The organism is Pseudomonas sp. URMO17WK12:I7 (assembly GCF_003269045.1).
Classification (GTDB): domain Bacteria; phylum Pseudomonadota; class Gammaproteobacteria; order Pseudomonadales; family Pseudomonadaceae; genus Aquipseudomonas; species Aquipseudomonas putida_J.
Genome location: NZ_QLTL01000033.1, coordinates 1 through 14,393 on the forward strand (window position 1 = coordinate 1; position 14,393 = coordinate 14,393).

14 protein-coding genes and 1 pseudogene are annotated in these 14,393 nt (G+C 65.3%); 8 read left to right on the top strand and 7 right to left on the bottom strand.

Translation table 11 applies throughout. From position 1 onward, the window contains the following. From H040_RS26870 to H040_RS26900, 7 genes are all read left to right on the top strand, one after another. Positions 1 to 618, top strand: a 618-nt coding sequence (locus H040_RS26870; protein ID WP_272482627.1) for an enolase C-terminal domain-like protein, incomplete at its 5' end; no start/stop codon positions are given. Between the two features lie 537 nt (positions 619 to 1,155). Then, positions 1,156 to 1,446: a muconolactone Delta-isomerase gene (gene catC / locus H040_RS26875; protein ID WP_112312937.1), complete on the top strand. Its 291-nt coding sequence runs from the start codon at positions 1,156 to 1,158 to the stop codon at positions 1,444 to 1,446. Between the two features lie 51 nt (positions 1,447 to 1,497). Next, positions 1,498 to 2,433 carry a catechol 1,2-dioxygenase gene (gene catA, locus H040_RS26880; RefSeq protein WP_027919375.1) on the top strand — a complete coding sequence of 312 codons (936 nt, stop codon included), beginning with the start codon at positions 1,498 to 1,500 and terminating at the stop codon, positions 2,431 to 2,433. 314 nt (positions 2,434 to 2,747) lie between these two features. Next, positions 2,748 to 4,106 (top strand): spinster family MFS transporter, encoded by a 1,359-nt coding sequence (locus H040_RS26885; RefSeq protein ID WP_027919374.1) that lies wholly within the window; start codon positions 2,748 to 2,750, stop codon positions 4,104 to 4,106. A gap of 1 nt (position 4,107) precedes the next feature. Continuing rightward, a complete protein-coding gene (locus H040_RS26890; protein ID WP_027919373.1) occupies positions 4,108 to 5,067 on the top strand; it encodes an AraC family transcriptional regulator in 960 nt (319 codons plus the stop codon). 97 nt (positions 5,068 to 5,164) lie between these two features. Further along, a complete protein-coding gene (locus tag H040_RS26895; protein ID WP_027919372.1) occupies positions 5,165 to 6,265 on the top strand; it encodes an NAD/NADP-dependent octopine/nopaline dehydrogenase family protein in 1,101 nt (366 codons plus the stop codon). Next, positions 6,262 to 7,278 (top strand): 3-hydroxybutyryl-CoA dehydrogenase, encoded by a 1,017-nt coding sequence (locus H040_RS26900; RefSeq protein ID WP_027919371.1) that lies wholly within the window; start codon positions 6,262 to 6,264, stop codon positions 7,276 to 7,278. The genes H040_RS26895 and H040_RS26900 overlap by 4 nt, the downstream gene beginning before the upstream one ends. Here the strand turns inward: H040_RS26900 and H040_RS28260 are convergent. Continuing rightward, the gene (locus H040_RS28260) at positions 7,240 to 7,995 is read right to left on the bottom strand and encodes a methyl-accepting chemotaxis protein (RefSeq protein WP_371915569.1); all 756 of its coding nucleotides are present in this window, start codon (positions 7,993 to 7,995) and stop codon (positions 7,240 to 7,242) included. The two genes, H040_RS26900 and H040_RS28260, sit on opposite strands and share 39 nt — an antisense overlap. A 102-nt stretch (positions 7,996 to 8,097) precedes the next feature. Next, positions 8,098 to 9,372, bottom strand: a pseudogene (locus H040_RS28265) (HAMP domain-containing protein); the annotation flags it as partial. 107 nt (positions 9,373 to 9,479) lie between these two features. Between H040_RS28265 and H040_RS27335 the strand changes: the two are divergent. After that, positions 9,480 to 9,704, top strand: a complete 225-nt coding sequence (locus H040_RS27335; RefSeq protein ID WP_143512546.1) for a hypothetical protein — start codon at positions 9,480 to 9,482, stop codon at positions 9,702 to 9,704. A 132-nt stretch (positions 9,705 to 9,836) separates the two neighbouring features. On the opposite strand, the gene H040_RS26910 is transcribed toward H040_RS27335, so the two are convergent. The 5 genes from H040_RS26910 to H040_RS26930 form a co-directional block, all read right to left on the bottom strand. Further along, a complete protein-coding gene (locus H040_RS26910; RefSeq protein WP_027919369.1) occupies positions 9,837 to 11,135 on the bottom strand; it encodes an MFS transporter in 1,299 nt (432 codons plus the stop codon). Between the two features lie 22 nt (positions 11,136 to 11,157). Further along, positions 11,158 to 12,402, bottom strand: coding sequence for an OprD family outer membrane porin (locus tag H040_RS26915; RefSeq protein ID WP_033696303.1), 1,245 nt, complete (start codon positions 12,400 to 12,402; stop codon positions 11,158 to 11,160). Positions 12,403 to 12,513: 111 nt separating this feature from the next. Beyond that, the gene (locus tag H040_RS26920; protein WP_027919367.1) at positions 12,514 to 13,473 is read right to left on the bottom strand and encodes a PDR/VanB family oxidoreductase; all 960 of its coding nucleotides are present in this window, start codon (positions 13,471 to 13,473) and stop codon (positions 12,514 to 12,516) included. Positions 13,474 to 13,483: 10 nt separating this feature from the next. After that, positions 13,484 to 13,960, bottom strand: coding sequence for an aromatic-ring-hydroxylating dioxygenase subunit beta (locus H040_RS26925; protein ID WP_085205646.1), 477 nt, complete (start codon positions 13,958 to 13,960; stop codon positions 13,484 to 13,486). Further along, positions 13,960 to 14,393, bottom strand: a 434-nt coding sequence (locus tag H040_RS26930) for an SRPBCC family protein (RefSeq protein ID WP_272482626.1), incomplete at its 5' end; no start/stop codon positions are given. The genes H040_RS26930 and H040_RS26925, both read right to left, overlap by 1 nt.

Here is a 14,393-nt window from a genome sequence, read left to right on the forward strand (position 1 = left end):
AAGATCGGCGCCAACCCGCTGGAGCAGGACTTGAAGCACGTGGTGGCGATCAAGCGCGAGCTGGGCGAGCGCGCCAGCGTGCGCGTCGACGTCAACCAGTACTGGGACGAATCGCAAGCCATCCGCGCCTGCCAGGTGCTGGGCGACAACGGCATCGACTTGATCGAACAGCCGATCTCGCGCATCAACCGTGGCGGCCAGGTGCGCCTGAACCAGCGCAGCCCGGCGCCGATCATGGCCGACGAATCCATCGAGAGCGTCGAGGACGCCTTCAGCCTGGCCGCCGATGGCGCTGCCAGCATCTTCGCTCTGAAAATTGCCAAGAACGGCGGCCCGCGCGCTGTGCTGCGTACCGCGCAGATCGCCGAAGCGGCGGGCATCGCCCTGTATGGCGGGACCATGCTCGAAGGCTCGATCGGCACCCTGGCTTCGGCCCATGCCTTCCTCACCTTGCGCCAGCTGACCTGGGGCACCGAGCTGTTCGGGCCACTGCTGCTGACTGAAGAGATCGTCAATGAGCCGCCGCAGTACCGCGACTTCCAGCTGCACGTGCCACGCACCCCGGGCCTGGGCCTGACACTCGACGAACAACGCCTGGCGCGTTTTGCCCGCCGTTGAAAAGAACACACACACAAAACCCTGTGGGAGCGGCTTTAGCCGCGAAGCAGGCGACGCGGTGGATGGCACGGGCTTCGCCCGTGTTCGCGGGTAAACCCGCTCCCACAGGGATGGCACCGGCTATGCCGGTGTTCGCGGGTAAACCCGCTCCCACAGGGATGGCACCGGCTATGCCGGTGTTCGCGGGTAAACCCGCTCCCACAGGGATGGCACCGGCTATGCCGGTGTTCGCGGGTAAACCCGCTCCCACAGGGATGGCACCGGCTATGCCGGTGTTCGCGGGTAAACCCGCTCCCACAGGGATGGCACCGGCTATGCCGGTGTTCGCGGGTAAACCCGCTCCCACAGGGATGGCACCGGCTATGCCGGTGTTCGCGGGTAAACCCGCTCCCACAGGGATGGCACCGGCTATGCCGGTGTTCGCGGGTAAACCCGCTCCCACAGGGATGGCACCGGCTATGCCGGTGTTCGCGGGTAAACCCGCTTCCACAGGGGCCGCGTAAGCCTTTGGACATTTGCAAGACAGGAGAAAGCAGCATGCTGTTCCACGTGAAGATGACCGTGAAACTGCCGGTCGACATGGACCCGGCCAAGGCCGCGCAACTGAAGGCCGACGAGAAGGAACTGGCCCAGCGCCTGCAGCGCGAAGGCACTTGGCGCCACTTGTGGCGCATCGCCGGGCACTACGCCAACTACAGCGTATTCGACGTGCCCAGCGTCGAGGCGCTGCACGACACGCTGATACAGCTGCCGCTGTTCCCGTACATGGACATCGAGGTCGACGGCCTGTGCCGCCACCCCTCGTCGATCCACAGCGACGACCGCTGATTCACCCTTGAACCACGACTACCTGACAAGAACAATTCGAGGTAAGCAGAAATGACCGTGAAGATCTCCCACACCGCCGATATCAAGGCCTTCTTCGAGCAAGTGGCCGGCCTTGGCCAGGCCGAAGGTAACCCGCGCTTCAAGCAGATCATCCTGCGCGTGCTGCAGGACACCGCACGCCTGATCGAAGACCTGGAAATCACCGAAGACGAGTTCTGGCATGCCGTCGACTACCTCAACCGCCTTGGCGGGCGCAACGAGGCAGGCCTGTTGGCGGCAGGCCTTGGCATCGAGCACTTCATCGACCTGCTGCAGGATGCCAAGGACGCCGAGGCCGGCTTGAGCGGCGGCACCCCGCGCACCATCGAAGGCCCGCTGTACGTAGCCGGTGCACCGCTGTCAGAGGGTGAAGCGCGCATGGACGACGGCACCGACCCCGGTGTGGTGATGTTCCTCCAGGGCCGGGTATTCGATGCCGCGGGCCAGCCGCTGGCCGGTGCCACCGTGGACCTGTGGCACGCCAATACCCAGGGCACTTACTCGTACTTCGATTCGGCCCAGTCCGAATACAACCTGCGCCGCCGCATCGTCACCGATGCCGAAGGCCGCTACCGCGCCCGCTCCATCGTGCCGTCGGGCTATGGCTGCGACCCGCAGGGCCCGACCCAGGAGTGCCTGAACCTGCTCGGCCGCCATGGCCAGCGCCCGGCCCACGTGCACTTCTTCATTTCCGCACCTGGCCACCGCCACCTGACCACGCAGATCAACTTCGCCGGTGACAAATACCTGTGGGACGACTTCGCCTACGCCACCCGCGACGGCCTGATCGGCGACCTGCGCTTTGTCGACGATGCCGCCGCGGCGCGTGACCGTGGCGTGCAGGGCGAGCGCTTTGCCGAGCTGTCGTTCGATTTCCAGCTGCAGACCGCCAAGGCGCCAGAGGCCGAGGAACGCAGCCACCGGCCACGGGCGCTGCAGGTTGACTGAGCCCTGACCTGATCCCTTGTGGGAGCAACTGTCTCGCTCCATTTCTGGAATCTGGCGCGATCCCTGTGGGAGCGGGCGTGCCCGCGAACACGGGCGAAGCCCGTGCCATTCACCACGGTGTCGGCTTCGCGGGCAAGCCCGCTGCCACAGCGAAGCGAAAACAGGCTGCTATTCAAGTAATCGCCATACCTCCATTCCAATAACAATAAAGGTCCTTGGTCATGCGTAATCCCGCCCTGCGTGCGTTCGCCTGTTACTGACAGGTCACTGCCTTGTAATCCCTTTCCAGGCTGTCCCATCAGGAATTCGCGAGCATGAATACCCTCACTCAAGAACAACACCTCAAGCAGCACAACAAGCGCTATTTCTACGAATGGTACGTGGTCATCCTGTGCATGGTGGCCTACATCTTCTCGTTCGTTGACCGGCAGATCCTGGCCTTGATGATCGAGCCGATCAAAGCCGACCTGCAGTTGAGCGACACCCAGTTCAGCCTGCTGCACGGCCTAGCGTTCTCACTGTTCTATGCCTTCATGGGCATGCCCATCGCCTACCTCGCCGACCGCTTCTCGCGCCCGCGCATCATTGCCGTCGGGGTGATCTTCTGGAGCTTCGCCACCGCCGCCTGCGGCCTGAGCAAGAACTTCGCGCAGATGTTCCTGGCGCGCATCGGTGTCGGTGTCGGCGAGGCAGCCTTGTCGCCCTCGGCTTACTCGATGTTCAGCGACATGTTCCCCAAGGAAAAGCTCGGTCGCGCCGTGGGCATCTACTCGATCGGCTCGTTTGTCGGGGGTGGCATCGCCTTTCTGGTCGGCGGCTACGTGATCACCTTGCTCAAGGACGCGCAGACCATCGAGGTGGCCATCCTCGGCGCAATGAAGGCCTGGCAGCTGGCGTTCTTCATCGTCGGCCTGCCTGGGGTGATCGTCGGCCTGCTGGTCTGGCTGACCGTGCGCAACCCGCAGCGCAAGGGCGCGCAGCTGGATGCCGACGGCAAGGTGCGCAAGGTCCGCCTCAGCGATGGCCTGCGCTTCATCGGCCGCCACCGGGCGACTTTCGGCTGCCATTACCTGGGCTTCTCGTTCTACGCCATGGCGCTGTTCTGCATGATGAGCTGGACCCCGGCGCTGTACATCCGCAAGTTCGGCATGAGCCCCGAACAGGCCGGTTTCATGCTCGGTACCATCCTGCTGTTGGCCAACACCAGCGGCGTGGTGTTCGGCGGCTGGCTCACCGACCACCTGGCCAAGCGCGGGCGCAGCGATGCGGCCATGCGCACCGGGGTGATCGGAGCAGTTGGCATGATCGTGCCAGCGGTGCTGTATTCGCAGGTCGACTCGCTGTGGCTGTCGGTGACCTTGCTGGTGCCGGCGATGTTCTTCGCCTCGTTCCCGATGCCCGCTTCCACGGCTGCCATGCAGATCCTGTCGCCGAACCAGGTGCGCGCCCAGGTTTCGGCGGTGTTCCTGCTGATCAGCAACCTGCTCGGGCTGGGCCTGGGTACCACGCTGGTGGCGCTGATCACCGACCGCTACTTCGGCGCCCCGGCCGCCGTGGGCTCGTCGATGTCGATCGTCAGTTTCGGCGCCTCGCTGCTGGCCATCGTGCTGCTGGCCAAGGGCTGCAAGTGCTTCCGTGACAGCATGCGCCGCGAACACCCCGCCGAGGCCTGAGATGCTGGCGGATATCCGGCTGCTGGAGCGCTTTCCGCTGTTCCATTCACAGGATGTGGCACAGATGCAGGTGCAACTGGCCCGTTACCTCTGCCCGCATCGGCTGCGGGTGCTGGACGGTGCTGCGCCGCAGTTGCAGGTCAGCGGCGTGGAGTTTGCCGGCGTGCGGCTGCTGCAGCTGCACTACGATGCGCCGGTGGAAGTCTGCCTCGAAGGCACGGGTGCGCAGTACCTGTTCCGCACCACCTTGCAGGGGAAGTGCGAAATCCGCCACGGCCGCGAACATGCAGCCGTGGCGGCGGGCGGGCTGAGCGTCAGCTCACCGTTCACCAGCAGCCGTATCGTCACCGGCGGCGCCTGCCGCAATGCGGTGCTCAGCATGCCCCGCGAGGCGCTGGAACTGCACTTGCAGCAGCTTTTGGGGCGCAGCCTGAAGCAGCCGCTGGCGTTCGATGCGCCGCTGTCGGCCGACCACCCTGGCGTGCATGCGCTGAGCCTGACCCTGGATTACCTGTGCCGGCTGTTCGCCCTGCAATTGAGCCTGGCGCCGTTGCGTCAGGGCCTGGCGGACCACCTGGTGCAACTGCTGCTGACCCAGTTGCCGCACAACTACTCCAGTGCACTGCTGCAACCCGCAGGCATACCGCTGCCCGGCCATGTGCGCCGTGCCCGCGAGCACATCGAGGCACACCTGGACCAGCCTTTGGCGCTGGCCACCTTGTGTGCGCTCAGCGGGGTTTCGGTGCGCACGCTGCAGAACGGCTTTCGCCAGTTCCTTGGGCAGACGCCGGTCGAGTTCATCCGCGACCGCCGCCTGCTGGCGGTGCACCAGGCGCTGCAGAAGGGTGAGGGCAGCGTGACCGACGTGCTGCTGCGCTTTGGCATCAACAGCCCCGCGCATTTCACCCAGCAGTACCGTCAGCGTTTCGGTTGCCGGCCCTCCGATACGCTCAAAGGCTGAAAGCTGCGCAATCGGTAGGCTGCCTGCGTGATCTGCAGCGCTGGCAACACGCGTGATGGCTAGCATCGGCCTACCACACACACGCGGAGTTCCACCCATGCAAATCACTGTTCTTGGCGGCGGCCACGGCTGCTATGCAGCGGCTGTCGAAATGGCCGAGCGCGGCCATGCCACCCGGCTCTGGCGCCGTGACGCTGCGGCCTTGCGAACACTGCAGGCGATTGGCAGCCTCAGCGTGCGCGATTATCGCGGCACCCGCCAGCTGGCCCTTGGCGACAACCTGCAGCTTTTCAGCGACCTGGCCCAGGCGCTGCAGGGCGCGGACCTGGTAATCATCCCCTTGCCGTCGACCAGCCACGCGGCCCTGGCGGCCGAAGTGGCGCCGCTGCTCAGCGCCGGCCAGGTGGTGTTCCTGCCACCAGGCACCTTTGGCAGCTACGTGTTCGCCAAGGCCATGCGCGACTGCGGCAACCGTGCCGAGGTAGCCTTTGCCGAAACCGGTACCTTGCCCTACCTGGTACGCAAACATGGCGCCGACCAGCTGGTGATCAGCGCCTACGCCACACGCCTGCCGACCGGCGTGCTGCCCAGCCGCCTGTCAGCACATGCCTTCAGCGTACTGCGCGAAGCGTACCCCAGCGTCGAGCCGATCGAAGATGCCCTCAGTGGCGCACTGATGAACGCCGGGCCTGTCATCCACCCGCCACTGATCCTGATGAATGCCGGGCCGCTGGAGCACTTCGAGTCGTGGGACATCCACAACGAAGGCACCCAGCCGTCGATCCGCCGGGTGACCAATGCGCTGGATGCCGAACGCATGCGTGTGCGTGAGGCGCTGGGCTACCCGGCGCCCCATTTCCCCTTGGCCGACCACTACAACACCGACAAGGGCGATGAGTGGATGTACGGCCGTGGCGCCCATGGCAAGCTCACCGACAGCGGCGACTGGCGCGAGAAGATCGACCTGCAGCAGCACCGCTACATGCTTGAGGACACCCGCCTGGGCCTGGCGTTGCTGGTTTCGGTCGGGCGCTGGGCCGGCGTGCCGACGCCGGTGGCGCAGGGTTTGCTGGCGTTGGCCTCGGCAGTTACCGGGCGTGACCTGTATGGCGAAGGGCGTACCCTGGAGAACCTCGGCCTAGCGGCATTGGCCCGCGAGCAGATGGCGGCCTTGCTGCGCGACGGTATCGCGCCATGAGCGGGTTGATGCGGCATGTCGCCGTGGTTGGCGCCGGGCGGATGGGCGAGGGCATTGCCCTGGCCTTCGCCCAGGCCGGCGTCCACGTCAGCCTCATCGACCTGAAAGCGCGGCAGGTGCGAGCCCAGGCCAGCTACTTCGAGGCGGTCAGGGTAAGGCTTGCCACTGAGGCGCAGAGCCTGGTGGCCCTTGAGCTGATCGATGCGCAGCAGGCCGAACGGCTGTTGTCGCGGGTTCAGCTGCTGACGCTTGAGGCGGGCGGCCAGGCATTGCAAGGTTGCCGGCTGGTGTTCGAGGCGGTGCCTGAAGTGCTCGAAGCCAAGCGCGAAGCCTTCGCCTGGATCGACCGGCACGTGGCGGTGGATACGATCATTGCCTCGACCACCTCGACCTTCCTGGTAACCGAACTGGCCGGCATGCTCAGCGCGCCTGCGCGCATGGTCAACGCCCACTGGCTCAACCCAGCGCACCTGATGCCGCTGGTGGAAGTCTCGCGCAGCGCCGCAACCTGTGAAGCGGTTGTCGCCGAACTGCTGGCCACCCTGCAGGCCATCGGCAAGGTGCCGGTGCTGTGCAACGCCACACCCGGCTTCATCGTGCCGCGCCTGCAGGCGCTGGTGATGAACGAGGCGGCGCGCATGGTCGAGGAGGGGGTCGCCAGCGCCGAGCAGATCGACCTGGCCGTGCGTACCGGCTTTGGCCTGCGCTTCTCGGTACTGGGCCTGCTGGAGTTCATCGACTGGGGCGGTGGCGACATTCTCCACCATGCCTCGGCTTACCTCAGCCAGCACCTGGGCGAGCGCTACACGGCGCCGCATTCGGTACTGGACAACATGGCCAGCGGGCGCAATGGCCTGCGTGATGGCGTGGGTTTCTACGACTACCGCGATACCGACATCGACGCCTATCGGCAAACACGCCTGGCGCACCTGGTGCAGCGCCTGCACCAGGCCGGGCTGGCGCCGCGCTTTGCCTCAGGCCTTGAAGCGCTCGATCAGCCCTTGCTGCGCTGACGCCAGGTCGTTCAACTGCTGGCTGATCCCCGCCGAGCGCTCGGCCTGGCCGGACAGAGAGGCGGTGACATCGCGCACCGCCTCGACATTGCGGTTGACCTCTTCGGCGACGCTGCTCTGCTGTTCGGCAGCGCAGGCGATCTGTACGTTCATGTCGGTGATCACGCTGACCGCCTGGCGAATCTGTGCCAGTGCCTGCAGGGCCTGGCGTGCCTGTTCGGCATTGGCCTGGGCCTGCTCGTAGCTGTGCTGCATGGCGCCGGTCACCTCATGGGTACCGTTGCGCAGGTTGTCGATGATCGCGCCAATCTCTTCCACCGAGGCCTGGGTGCGCTGGGCCAGGCCGCGTACCTCGTCGGCGACCACGGCAAAACCACGGCCGGCGTCACCGGCGCGGGCGGCTTCGATCGCCGCATTGAGCGCCAGCAAGTTGGTCTGGCGGGCAATCGACAGGATCACGCCCATCACCGCGCCAATCTGCTCGCTGCTTGTGGCCAGTGCGTGCAGGCGCTGCATGCCTTCGCTCATGCCACTGGCCAGGGCCTGGATGCCCTGGGTGGTGCTTTCGATCACCTGCACGCCGGCACTGGTGGCCTGGTCGGCGTGGCGGGCGGCTTCGGCGGCTTGCGCGGCACTGTGGGCGGCGGCCTGGGCAGTGGCAGACATTTCGTGCAGCGCGGTGGCCATCTGGTTGATCTCGCGGAACTGTTGCTGCATGCCCGTGCTGGTCTGGCTGGCGATACGCGCCGACTGGTCGGCGGTGTCGCGGGTGTCGCGCACGCTGCCCTGAACTTGCGCGATCACCGGTTGCAGGCGCTCCAGGAAGCGGTCGAAGGCGCGGCTCAGGCGGCCCAGTTCATCCTTGCCGGGGTAGGCCAGGCGGCGGGTCAGGTCACCTTCGCCTTCGGCAATGTCTTCCAGCAGGTAGGCGACCCGCAGCAGCGGGCGGCTGACGCTGCGCGCGGTCAGCCACATCATCGCCACGCCCAGCAGTGCAACGCCCAGGCCCAGGCCGATCTGCAGGGCCAGGCTACGCAGGCGCTGGGTGCGCATCTGCTCTTGCAGGGCGGCCACCGGCGCACCCAGCACGTCCTTGCCGACGCTCACCAGCACGGCCCAGGGGCTGGCTTCGGGCAGTGGCTGAATCGGCACCAGCATGCGCATGGACTTGGCATCTTCAAACGCCTGTGTGTGGCCTGCGGCTGCGGCGTCGAGCATGCCCGCGGCCTGCTCAGGGTGGCGTGCCTTGAACAGCGTACCGAGGCGTTCGGGGTGGCTGCTGTCACCGGCCAGCAGCCCGGCGGTGCTGACAATGGCGATATCGCCCTGGCCGTCGTACAGCGCTGCTGCGGCTTTCTCGGCATCGCGCTGCAGGGTCGCCAGGTCGATGTCCAGGCCGATCACGGCAACTACGCGGCCCTGGTCGATCAGCGGCAGGGTCAGGCTGGTGACCAGCCGCGCGGTGCCACTGGAGCTGTCGACGTAGGGTTCGAGCAAGCAGGGTTTGGCGCTGGCAGGCGAGCAGCTGAAAAACGCATTGAACGGCGCACCGCTGGGGCCGGGCGAGGTGTCGGCAAGCATCTTCTCGTCGCCAGGTACAGCCTGCAGCTGGCCGGGGCCAGGTTGCAGCCAGTACAAGGCGAACCGGCCATGGTCGTTGCTGCCCAGTTCCAGCTGCCCGCGGAAGTCGGCGTCGTGGCCGTCCAGCGCGTCGGGCTCGAAGGTGATGAACAGCCCCAGCAGTTCCGGGCGCCCGGCCAGGGCATCGCGCAGCACCTGGGTGAGGTCGCGGCGCAGTTCGGCAGGTGGCATTTCTGCGCGTTGACGCAGGTGCATGACCTGGCGGCCGACGCCTTCGGCAAAGGTGTAGGCGCGAGCGAAGCCTTGCTGGATCTGCAGCGCCTGGGCCTGGCCCTCGGCTCGCAGGTTGCTGCGCGCGGCAGCCAGCAGCATGTCACTGGCGTTGCTGCCGACCTGGTCTTCGCTGGCCTGGCGTTGGGCCAGGGCCAGTGCGGTGAGGAGCACGACGACGGCAGCCAGGCACAGGCTGGCGAGCAGGGTGATCTTGTTGTGGATGCTCAAGGCGTTGGTCATGTTGTTTTCCGTGACGCGAGTTGGGCTCGCGGCAGGCTACCGGGGCCTAGCGCTTGGCGAAATGGCTGGGGAGTGGAATGGCAGGCAGGGGCAAGAGGTTGGCACGGGTGGACAATTTGATTGGGGTTCAGGGTGTTTGCCTTGCCGGTTGTGGTGTTTTTGAAATCGAGCGCCGCCCGCGCGGCGCATCGCGGATAAATCCGCTCCTACATTTGTTGCAACGTACCGAACCTGTTACACCATGGTCGCCAGCCCTGGCGCATGTCTTTAGTCTTGCAGACAAGGCTGACAACCATGGCCTGTCAGGCGTGGCCACGTTGCAACAAATGTAGGAGCGGATTTATCCGCGATGCGCCGCGCGGGCGGCGCTCGATTTACCAGGCGCTGCAAACCCCAAGGCAAGCCCCCAAATAAAAAGCCCGGACCCTCCCCGCACGGAAAGGCCCGGGCAAAACCGAGCAAATCTAGGCCTTGGCCTGCGGCTTGATGGAGATCACCGCCAAGGTGGTGATCGCGCCCATCACCACCAGCATCACCGACACCGGCCAGGCATCCTTGTACAGGCTGAACAACGCCGTCGCAGCCAGCGGTGCCAACCCACCGGAGAAGATCGAGGCAATCTCATGCCCCATGGCCAACCCCGAATAACGCACCTTGGGCGGGAACAGCTCACCCATCAGCGCTGGCTGGGTGCCGATCATCGCGCCATGACAGAAGGCCATGCCCAGTAACGCCGCCAGGTACACCCACACCGGCGAGTGGGTATCGAGCATCCAGAAGAACGGGAACGCCAGGACCATCAGGCCGACCGAGCCGATGGCGTACACCACCCGCCGGCCGATGATGTCCGACAGCCAGCCCCAGAACACGATGGTGCCGGCTTCGACGATCATCGCCACCATCACGCTGGCCAGCACCAGCTGCGTATCCAGCCCGGTGAACTTGGCATAAGCGATGGTGAACGCCAGGAACAGGTAGGCGCTGCCGTTCTCGGCAATGCGGATGCCCATCGCCTGCAGCACCGCCTTGGGGTGCTTGCGCAACACTTCCATGGCCGGCAGGTGCTCGGGCTTGTCCTGTTGCGCCTGTTCCTCGACGAACGCCTTGCTCTCTGGCAGGCGGCGGCGGATGTACACGCCAACGCCGAAAATCAGGATGCTGGCCAGGAACGGCACCCGCCAGCCCCAGCTCATCATGTCTTCATGGGGCAGCATCTGCACCAGGTAGAAGGCCGCCGCCGACAGCACGAAGCCGCCCGACACGCCCAGCTGGCTCCAGGCCGCATAGAAGCCGACGCGGTCCTTGGGTGCGTTTTCGCTGAGCAGCAGCACGCCGCCGCCCCATTCACCGCCCGAGGCCACGCCCTGAAGCACGCGCAGGATCACCAGGCACGTCGGGGCCAGGTAGCCGGCCTGTTCGAAGGTGGGCAGCAGGCCCATGGCGAAGGTCGCCGCGCCCATGATCGCCAGGGTCATCACCAGGGCCTTCTTGCGCCCGGCCTTGTCGCCGATGTGGCCGAAGATCAGGCCGCCCAGTGGCCGGGCCAGAAAGCCCACCGCAAAGCCTGCGAACGAGGCCATGGTGCCAAGCACCGGGTCGGTGCCAGCGGGGAAGAACAGTGGGGCGAAGATCAGCGCCGCGGCCGTGCCATAGAGGAAGAAGTCGTACCATTCCAGGGCGTTGCCCAGCACCGAGGCGATGACGATGCGGCGCATGGTGCGTGGGTCGGTATCACGGGTGATGCTGGTGTTGAGGTTAGTCATGAGCCATCTCCATGCGGGCCACTTACCAGAACTTCCAGGTGTAGGAAGTGATCAGGCGGTACTCGGTGTAGTCGCTGCCGTACTTCTGCTGGGTACGCATGTTCTTCAGGTCGAACGAAAGGTCCTTCAACGGGCCACCCTGGACGACATAGCTGAGCATGATGTCGCGCTCGCTTTCCTGGTCGCGTGCAAGGCCCGGGCCGCGATCGACGTCGGTACCCTTGATGTAGCGGGTGAACAGCTTGAGGCCGGGGATGCCCATGGCCACGAAGTTGTAGCCGTAACGCACCGACCAGCTGCGCTCGTCCGGGCGGATGAAGGGGATGCTCGCCCAGTTCGGCAGCCACAGCTGCGGCACGTAGCCGTTCAGGGTGGGGAACACCGTATCGCCGGTCATGCGCTGGTAGCTGGCGCCGATCATGTGCCCGCTCTTTTCCAGGGTCACCAGGCCGAAGTAGGCGCGGTTGTCCACTGGGCCGCTGCGCGCGGCGCCGTCTTCACGGTTGTTGAAGTAACCGACGTCGGTCTTCAGCTGGTAGCCGTCGGCGAACTTCAGGGTGTGCTTGATGCCGCCGTAATCCTGCTTGTAGATGTCGTTGAGCACGCCATGGAAGTAGCTGCCCTGCAGGTCCTGGGTGAAGTTGTAGGTGGCACCGGCGAAGTCGAGGCCGTCGCTGTCCAGGCTGTCGTTGGTGCCATAACGGTACAGCCGTTCGTGGTTGGACGACTCGCGGGTGACGATCGACCAGAAGCGCCCGCCGACCAGGGTCAGGTTGTCGATATCGCGCGACTCGATCACCGCACCTTGGTAGAGGGTGTCGAGCTGGCGGCTGGGGTCGTTGGAGGCGACCGGGTAGAACGGCTTCTGGTCACCGATCTTCACCTGAGTCTTGGCGTACTTGAGCTTCAGCGTCGCGCCGCCACGGCTATAGTCGTCTGCGGCCTGCTGGCGATGGCGGCTGTACGGCAGCGAGCCATCGTTGCCGGTGGCGTCCAGGCGAAAGGCGTACTGGCCATTGAGATCGAGGCCAACGGCCAACGGGGTATCGGTGTAGCCGGACTCGAACTGCAGGTCGAAACCCTGCGACCAGTTGCCGACCTTGGACACCGGGGCGCTGGGGTTGGTGAAGTTGCGGTTCAGGTAGAGGTTACGGAAGTTCAGCGACAGGTGGCTGTCATCCACCACGTCGGCAAAGCTGGTCAGGGGTAATACAGTGCCCACACACAAGCAAAACGATTTCGCACGCAACGGCCATTTGAGTTCCATGGGGTAATCCTGGAAATGTGATCAGTACAAGGTCTGGGCAGTCGTTCAACTGGGCAGAGGAGCCCTGCAGGTCTGTGGCCCGCTTGTCTGTCACGTATTGTTTTTGTTGTTTTAGATATCCAGCACCAGGCGCTTGCCGCGCGCCCGGGAACAGCACAGCACGATCTGTTCGTTACTCTGTTTTTCCTCATCGGTCAGGTATTGGTCACGGTGATCGGGTTCGCCTTCGAGCACATCGCACAGGCAGGTGCCACATACACCCTGTTCGCACGACACCTCGACCTTGACGCCCACCTCGCGCAGGGCGGCGGTCAGGGTTTGCCCAGCGTGCACTTGCACGGTCTTGCCACTGCGTGCAGCGACCAGTTCGAAACGCTCGCCCGAAGTGTCGACCTCGGCCTGGAAGTATTCGTGGTGGATGTGCTGCTCATCGAAGCCTTGCTGGCGCGCGCCCTCGATCACCCAGTCCATGAAGCCCGCCGGGCCGCAGGTGTACAGGTGCACACCGGGGCTTCCCGGGCCGAGCACGCGGGCCAGGTCCAGCTGTTGTTCCGGGCCTTCGTCGCTGAAGTGGGTGAACACGCTGGCGGCGAACGGTGCGGCCAGCAGTTCATCGACGAAGGCGCAGCGGCTGCGCGAGCGGCCACGGTAGTGCAGTTCGAACGGCTTGCCCTGGGCGTGCAGGGCATGGGCCATGGCGATCATCGGGGTGATGCCGATGCCGCCACCCAGCAGGATGGCGCGTTGGCCATCGCTGGCCAGTGGGAACAGGTTGCGCGGTGCGCTGATACGCATCGGCGTGCCGGGCTGCAGCTGCTCGTGCACTGCCACGGAGCCGCCGCGGGACTGGCTGTCCTTGAGCACGCCGAGGCGATAGACACTGGCTTGCGCCGGGTCGCCGCACAGCGAGTACTGGCGGATAAGGCCGGGGGCCAGGTGCAGGTCGACGTGGGCGCCGGCGGCAAAGCGCGGCAGTGCCCGACCATCGACGGCAGCCAGTTCGAGGACGACGACGTCGCCCCCTTGCACCTCGCGGGCCTGGACGATCACATCGAGCAGTTGATCGTTCATCGGCCTGGCCTCAGAGGATGTAGCCGATACCGGCGAGGGTATCGTCGCTGTTGATCAGGCTGATCACCTTGCGGTGGATCTTGAAGCCGCCTTCGGCGCGCACCAGGGTGTAGGTCAGGTCGGCGCTGTAGTGCTTGAGGCTTTCCTTGCGGAACTCGCGGATGTTCTGCGCGGCCCGCACGGTGACGTTGACGCCGTCGTCGGCCAGTACGCGGAAACGCGAGATCGTGCGCACGGTGCGTGGCTGCGGGCTGGTGGAAATCGACTCGCCACCAATCAGCCGCTGCACGCGCAGGCCACGCATGTGGTGGTCGTCGTAGGCGTAGTTGAGGGTGTTCTCGTAGTCGGTCTCTTTTGGATCGATCGGGATGATATAGGTCCCTTTCTCGGTCCACAGGTTCAGCCAGGTGCCGTATTCACCGTGGTCGAGCATGTCGCCTTCCTGCCAGATGAACGCGGTGACTTCATTGAGCAATGGCAGGTTCATCATTTGACCTCCGCAGTCATCATCTTCTTCCACTGCTGGTACGCCGCGCGCATGCCGGTTTCGGCACTGACGTCAGAGACCAGGCCGTCTTCGCTGGGCTTCTCGCCCGGCAGGCCGCGGTTGAGCATGATCCACAGGTTCTCGCCGGCATTGGCGCCTTTCTGCACCCGTTCCCAGGCTTCGGAATCGTCCGGGGTGCCGAAGCCCATCGGGCCCTGGAAGTGCTCGTGCAGGCGCAGGCGGTAGCGGTTGGCTGCCGCCGGGCCGCCGTCCATGGTGATCACCGAGTGGTGGATTTCCGTCTCGGTGACCGAGATCGGCTGCAGCACGCGGAAAAACGCCATCGAGCAGGCGACGTTGGGGAACAGGTTGAGGTTGAAGCCCGAGCCACCGACGGCGCGCACGATACGGCGCACCTGCTGTTCCTCGATGC

Coding starts and splice junctions, on each gene's coding strand:
- H040_RS26925 (WP_085205646.1), bottom strand. CDS start 13,960: ATGAACCTGCCATTGCTCAATGAAGTCACCGCGTTCATCTGGCAGGAA.
- H040_RS26920 (WP_027919367.1), bottom strand. CDS start 13,473: ATGAACGATCAACTGCTCGATGTGATCGTCCAGGCCCGCGAGGTGCAA.
- H040_RS26890 (WP_027919373.1), top strand. CDS start 4,108: ATGCTGGCGGATATCCGGCTGCTGGAGCGCTTTCCGCTGTTCCATTCA.
- catA (WP_027919375.1), top strand. CDS start 1,498: ATGACCGTGAAGATCTCCCACACCGCCGATATCAAGGCCTTCTTCGAG.
- H040_RS28260 (WP_371915569.1), bottom strand. CDS start 7,995: ATGCAGCAACAGTTCCGCGAGATCAACCAGATGGCCACCGCGCTGCAC.
- H040_RS26915 (WP_033696303.1), bottom strand. CDS start 12,402: ATGGAACTCAAATGGCCGTTGCGTGCGAAATCGTTTTGCTTGTGTGTG.
- H040_RS26885 (WP_027919374.1), top strand. CDS start 2,748: ATGAATACCCTCACTCAAGAACAACACCTCAAGCAGCACAACAAGCGC.
- catC (WP_112312937.1), top strand. CDS start 1,156: ATGCTGTTCCACGTGAAGATGACCGTGAAACTGCCGGTCGACATGGAC.
- H040_RS26895 (WP_027919372.1), top strand. CDS start 5,165: ATGCAAATCACTGTTCTTGGCGGCGGCCACGGCTGCTATGCAGCGGCT.
- H040_RS26910 (WP_027919369.1), bottom strand. CDS start 11,135: ATGACTAACCTCAACACCAGCATCACCCGTGATACCGACCCACGCACC.
- H040_RS26900 (WP_027919371.1), top strand. CDS start 6,262: ATGAGCGGGTTGATGCGGCATGTCGCCGTGGTTGGCGCCGGGCGGATG.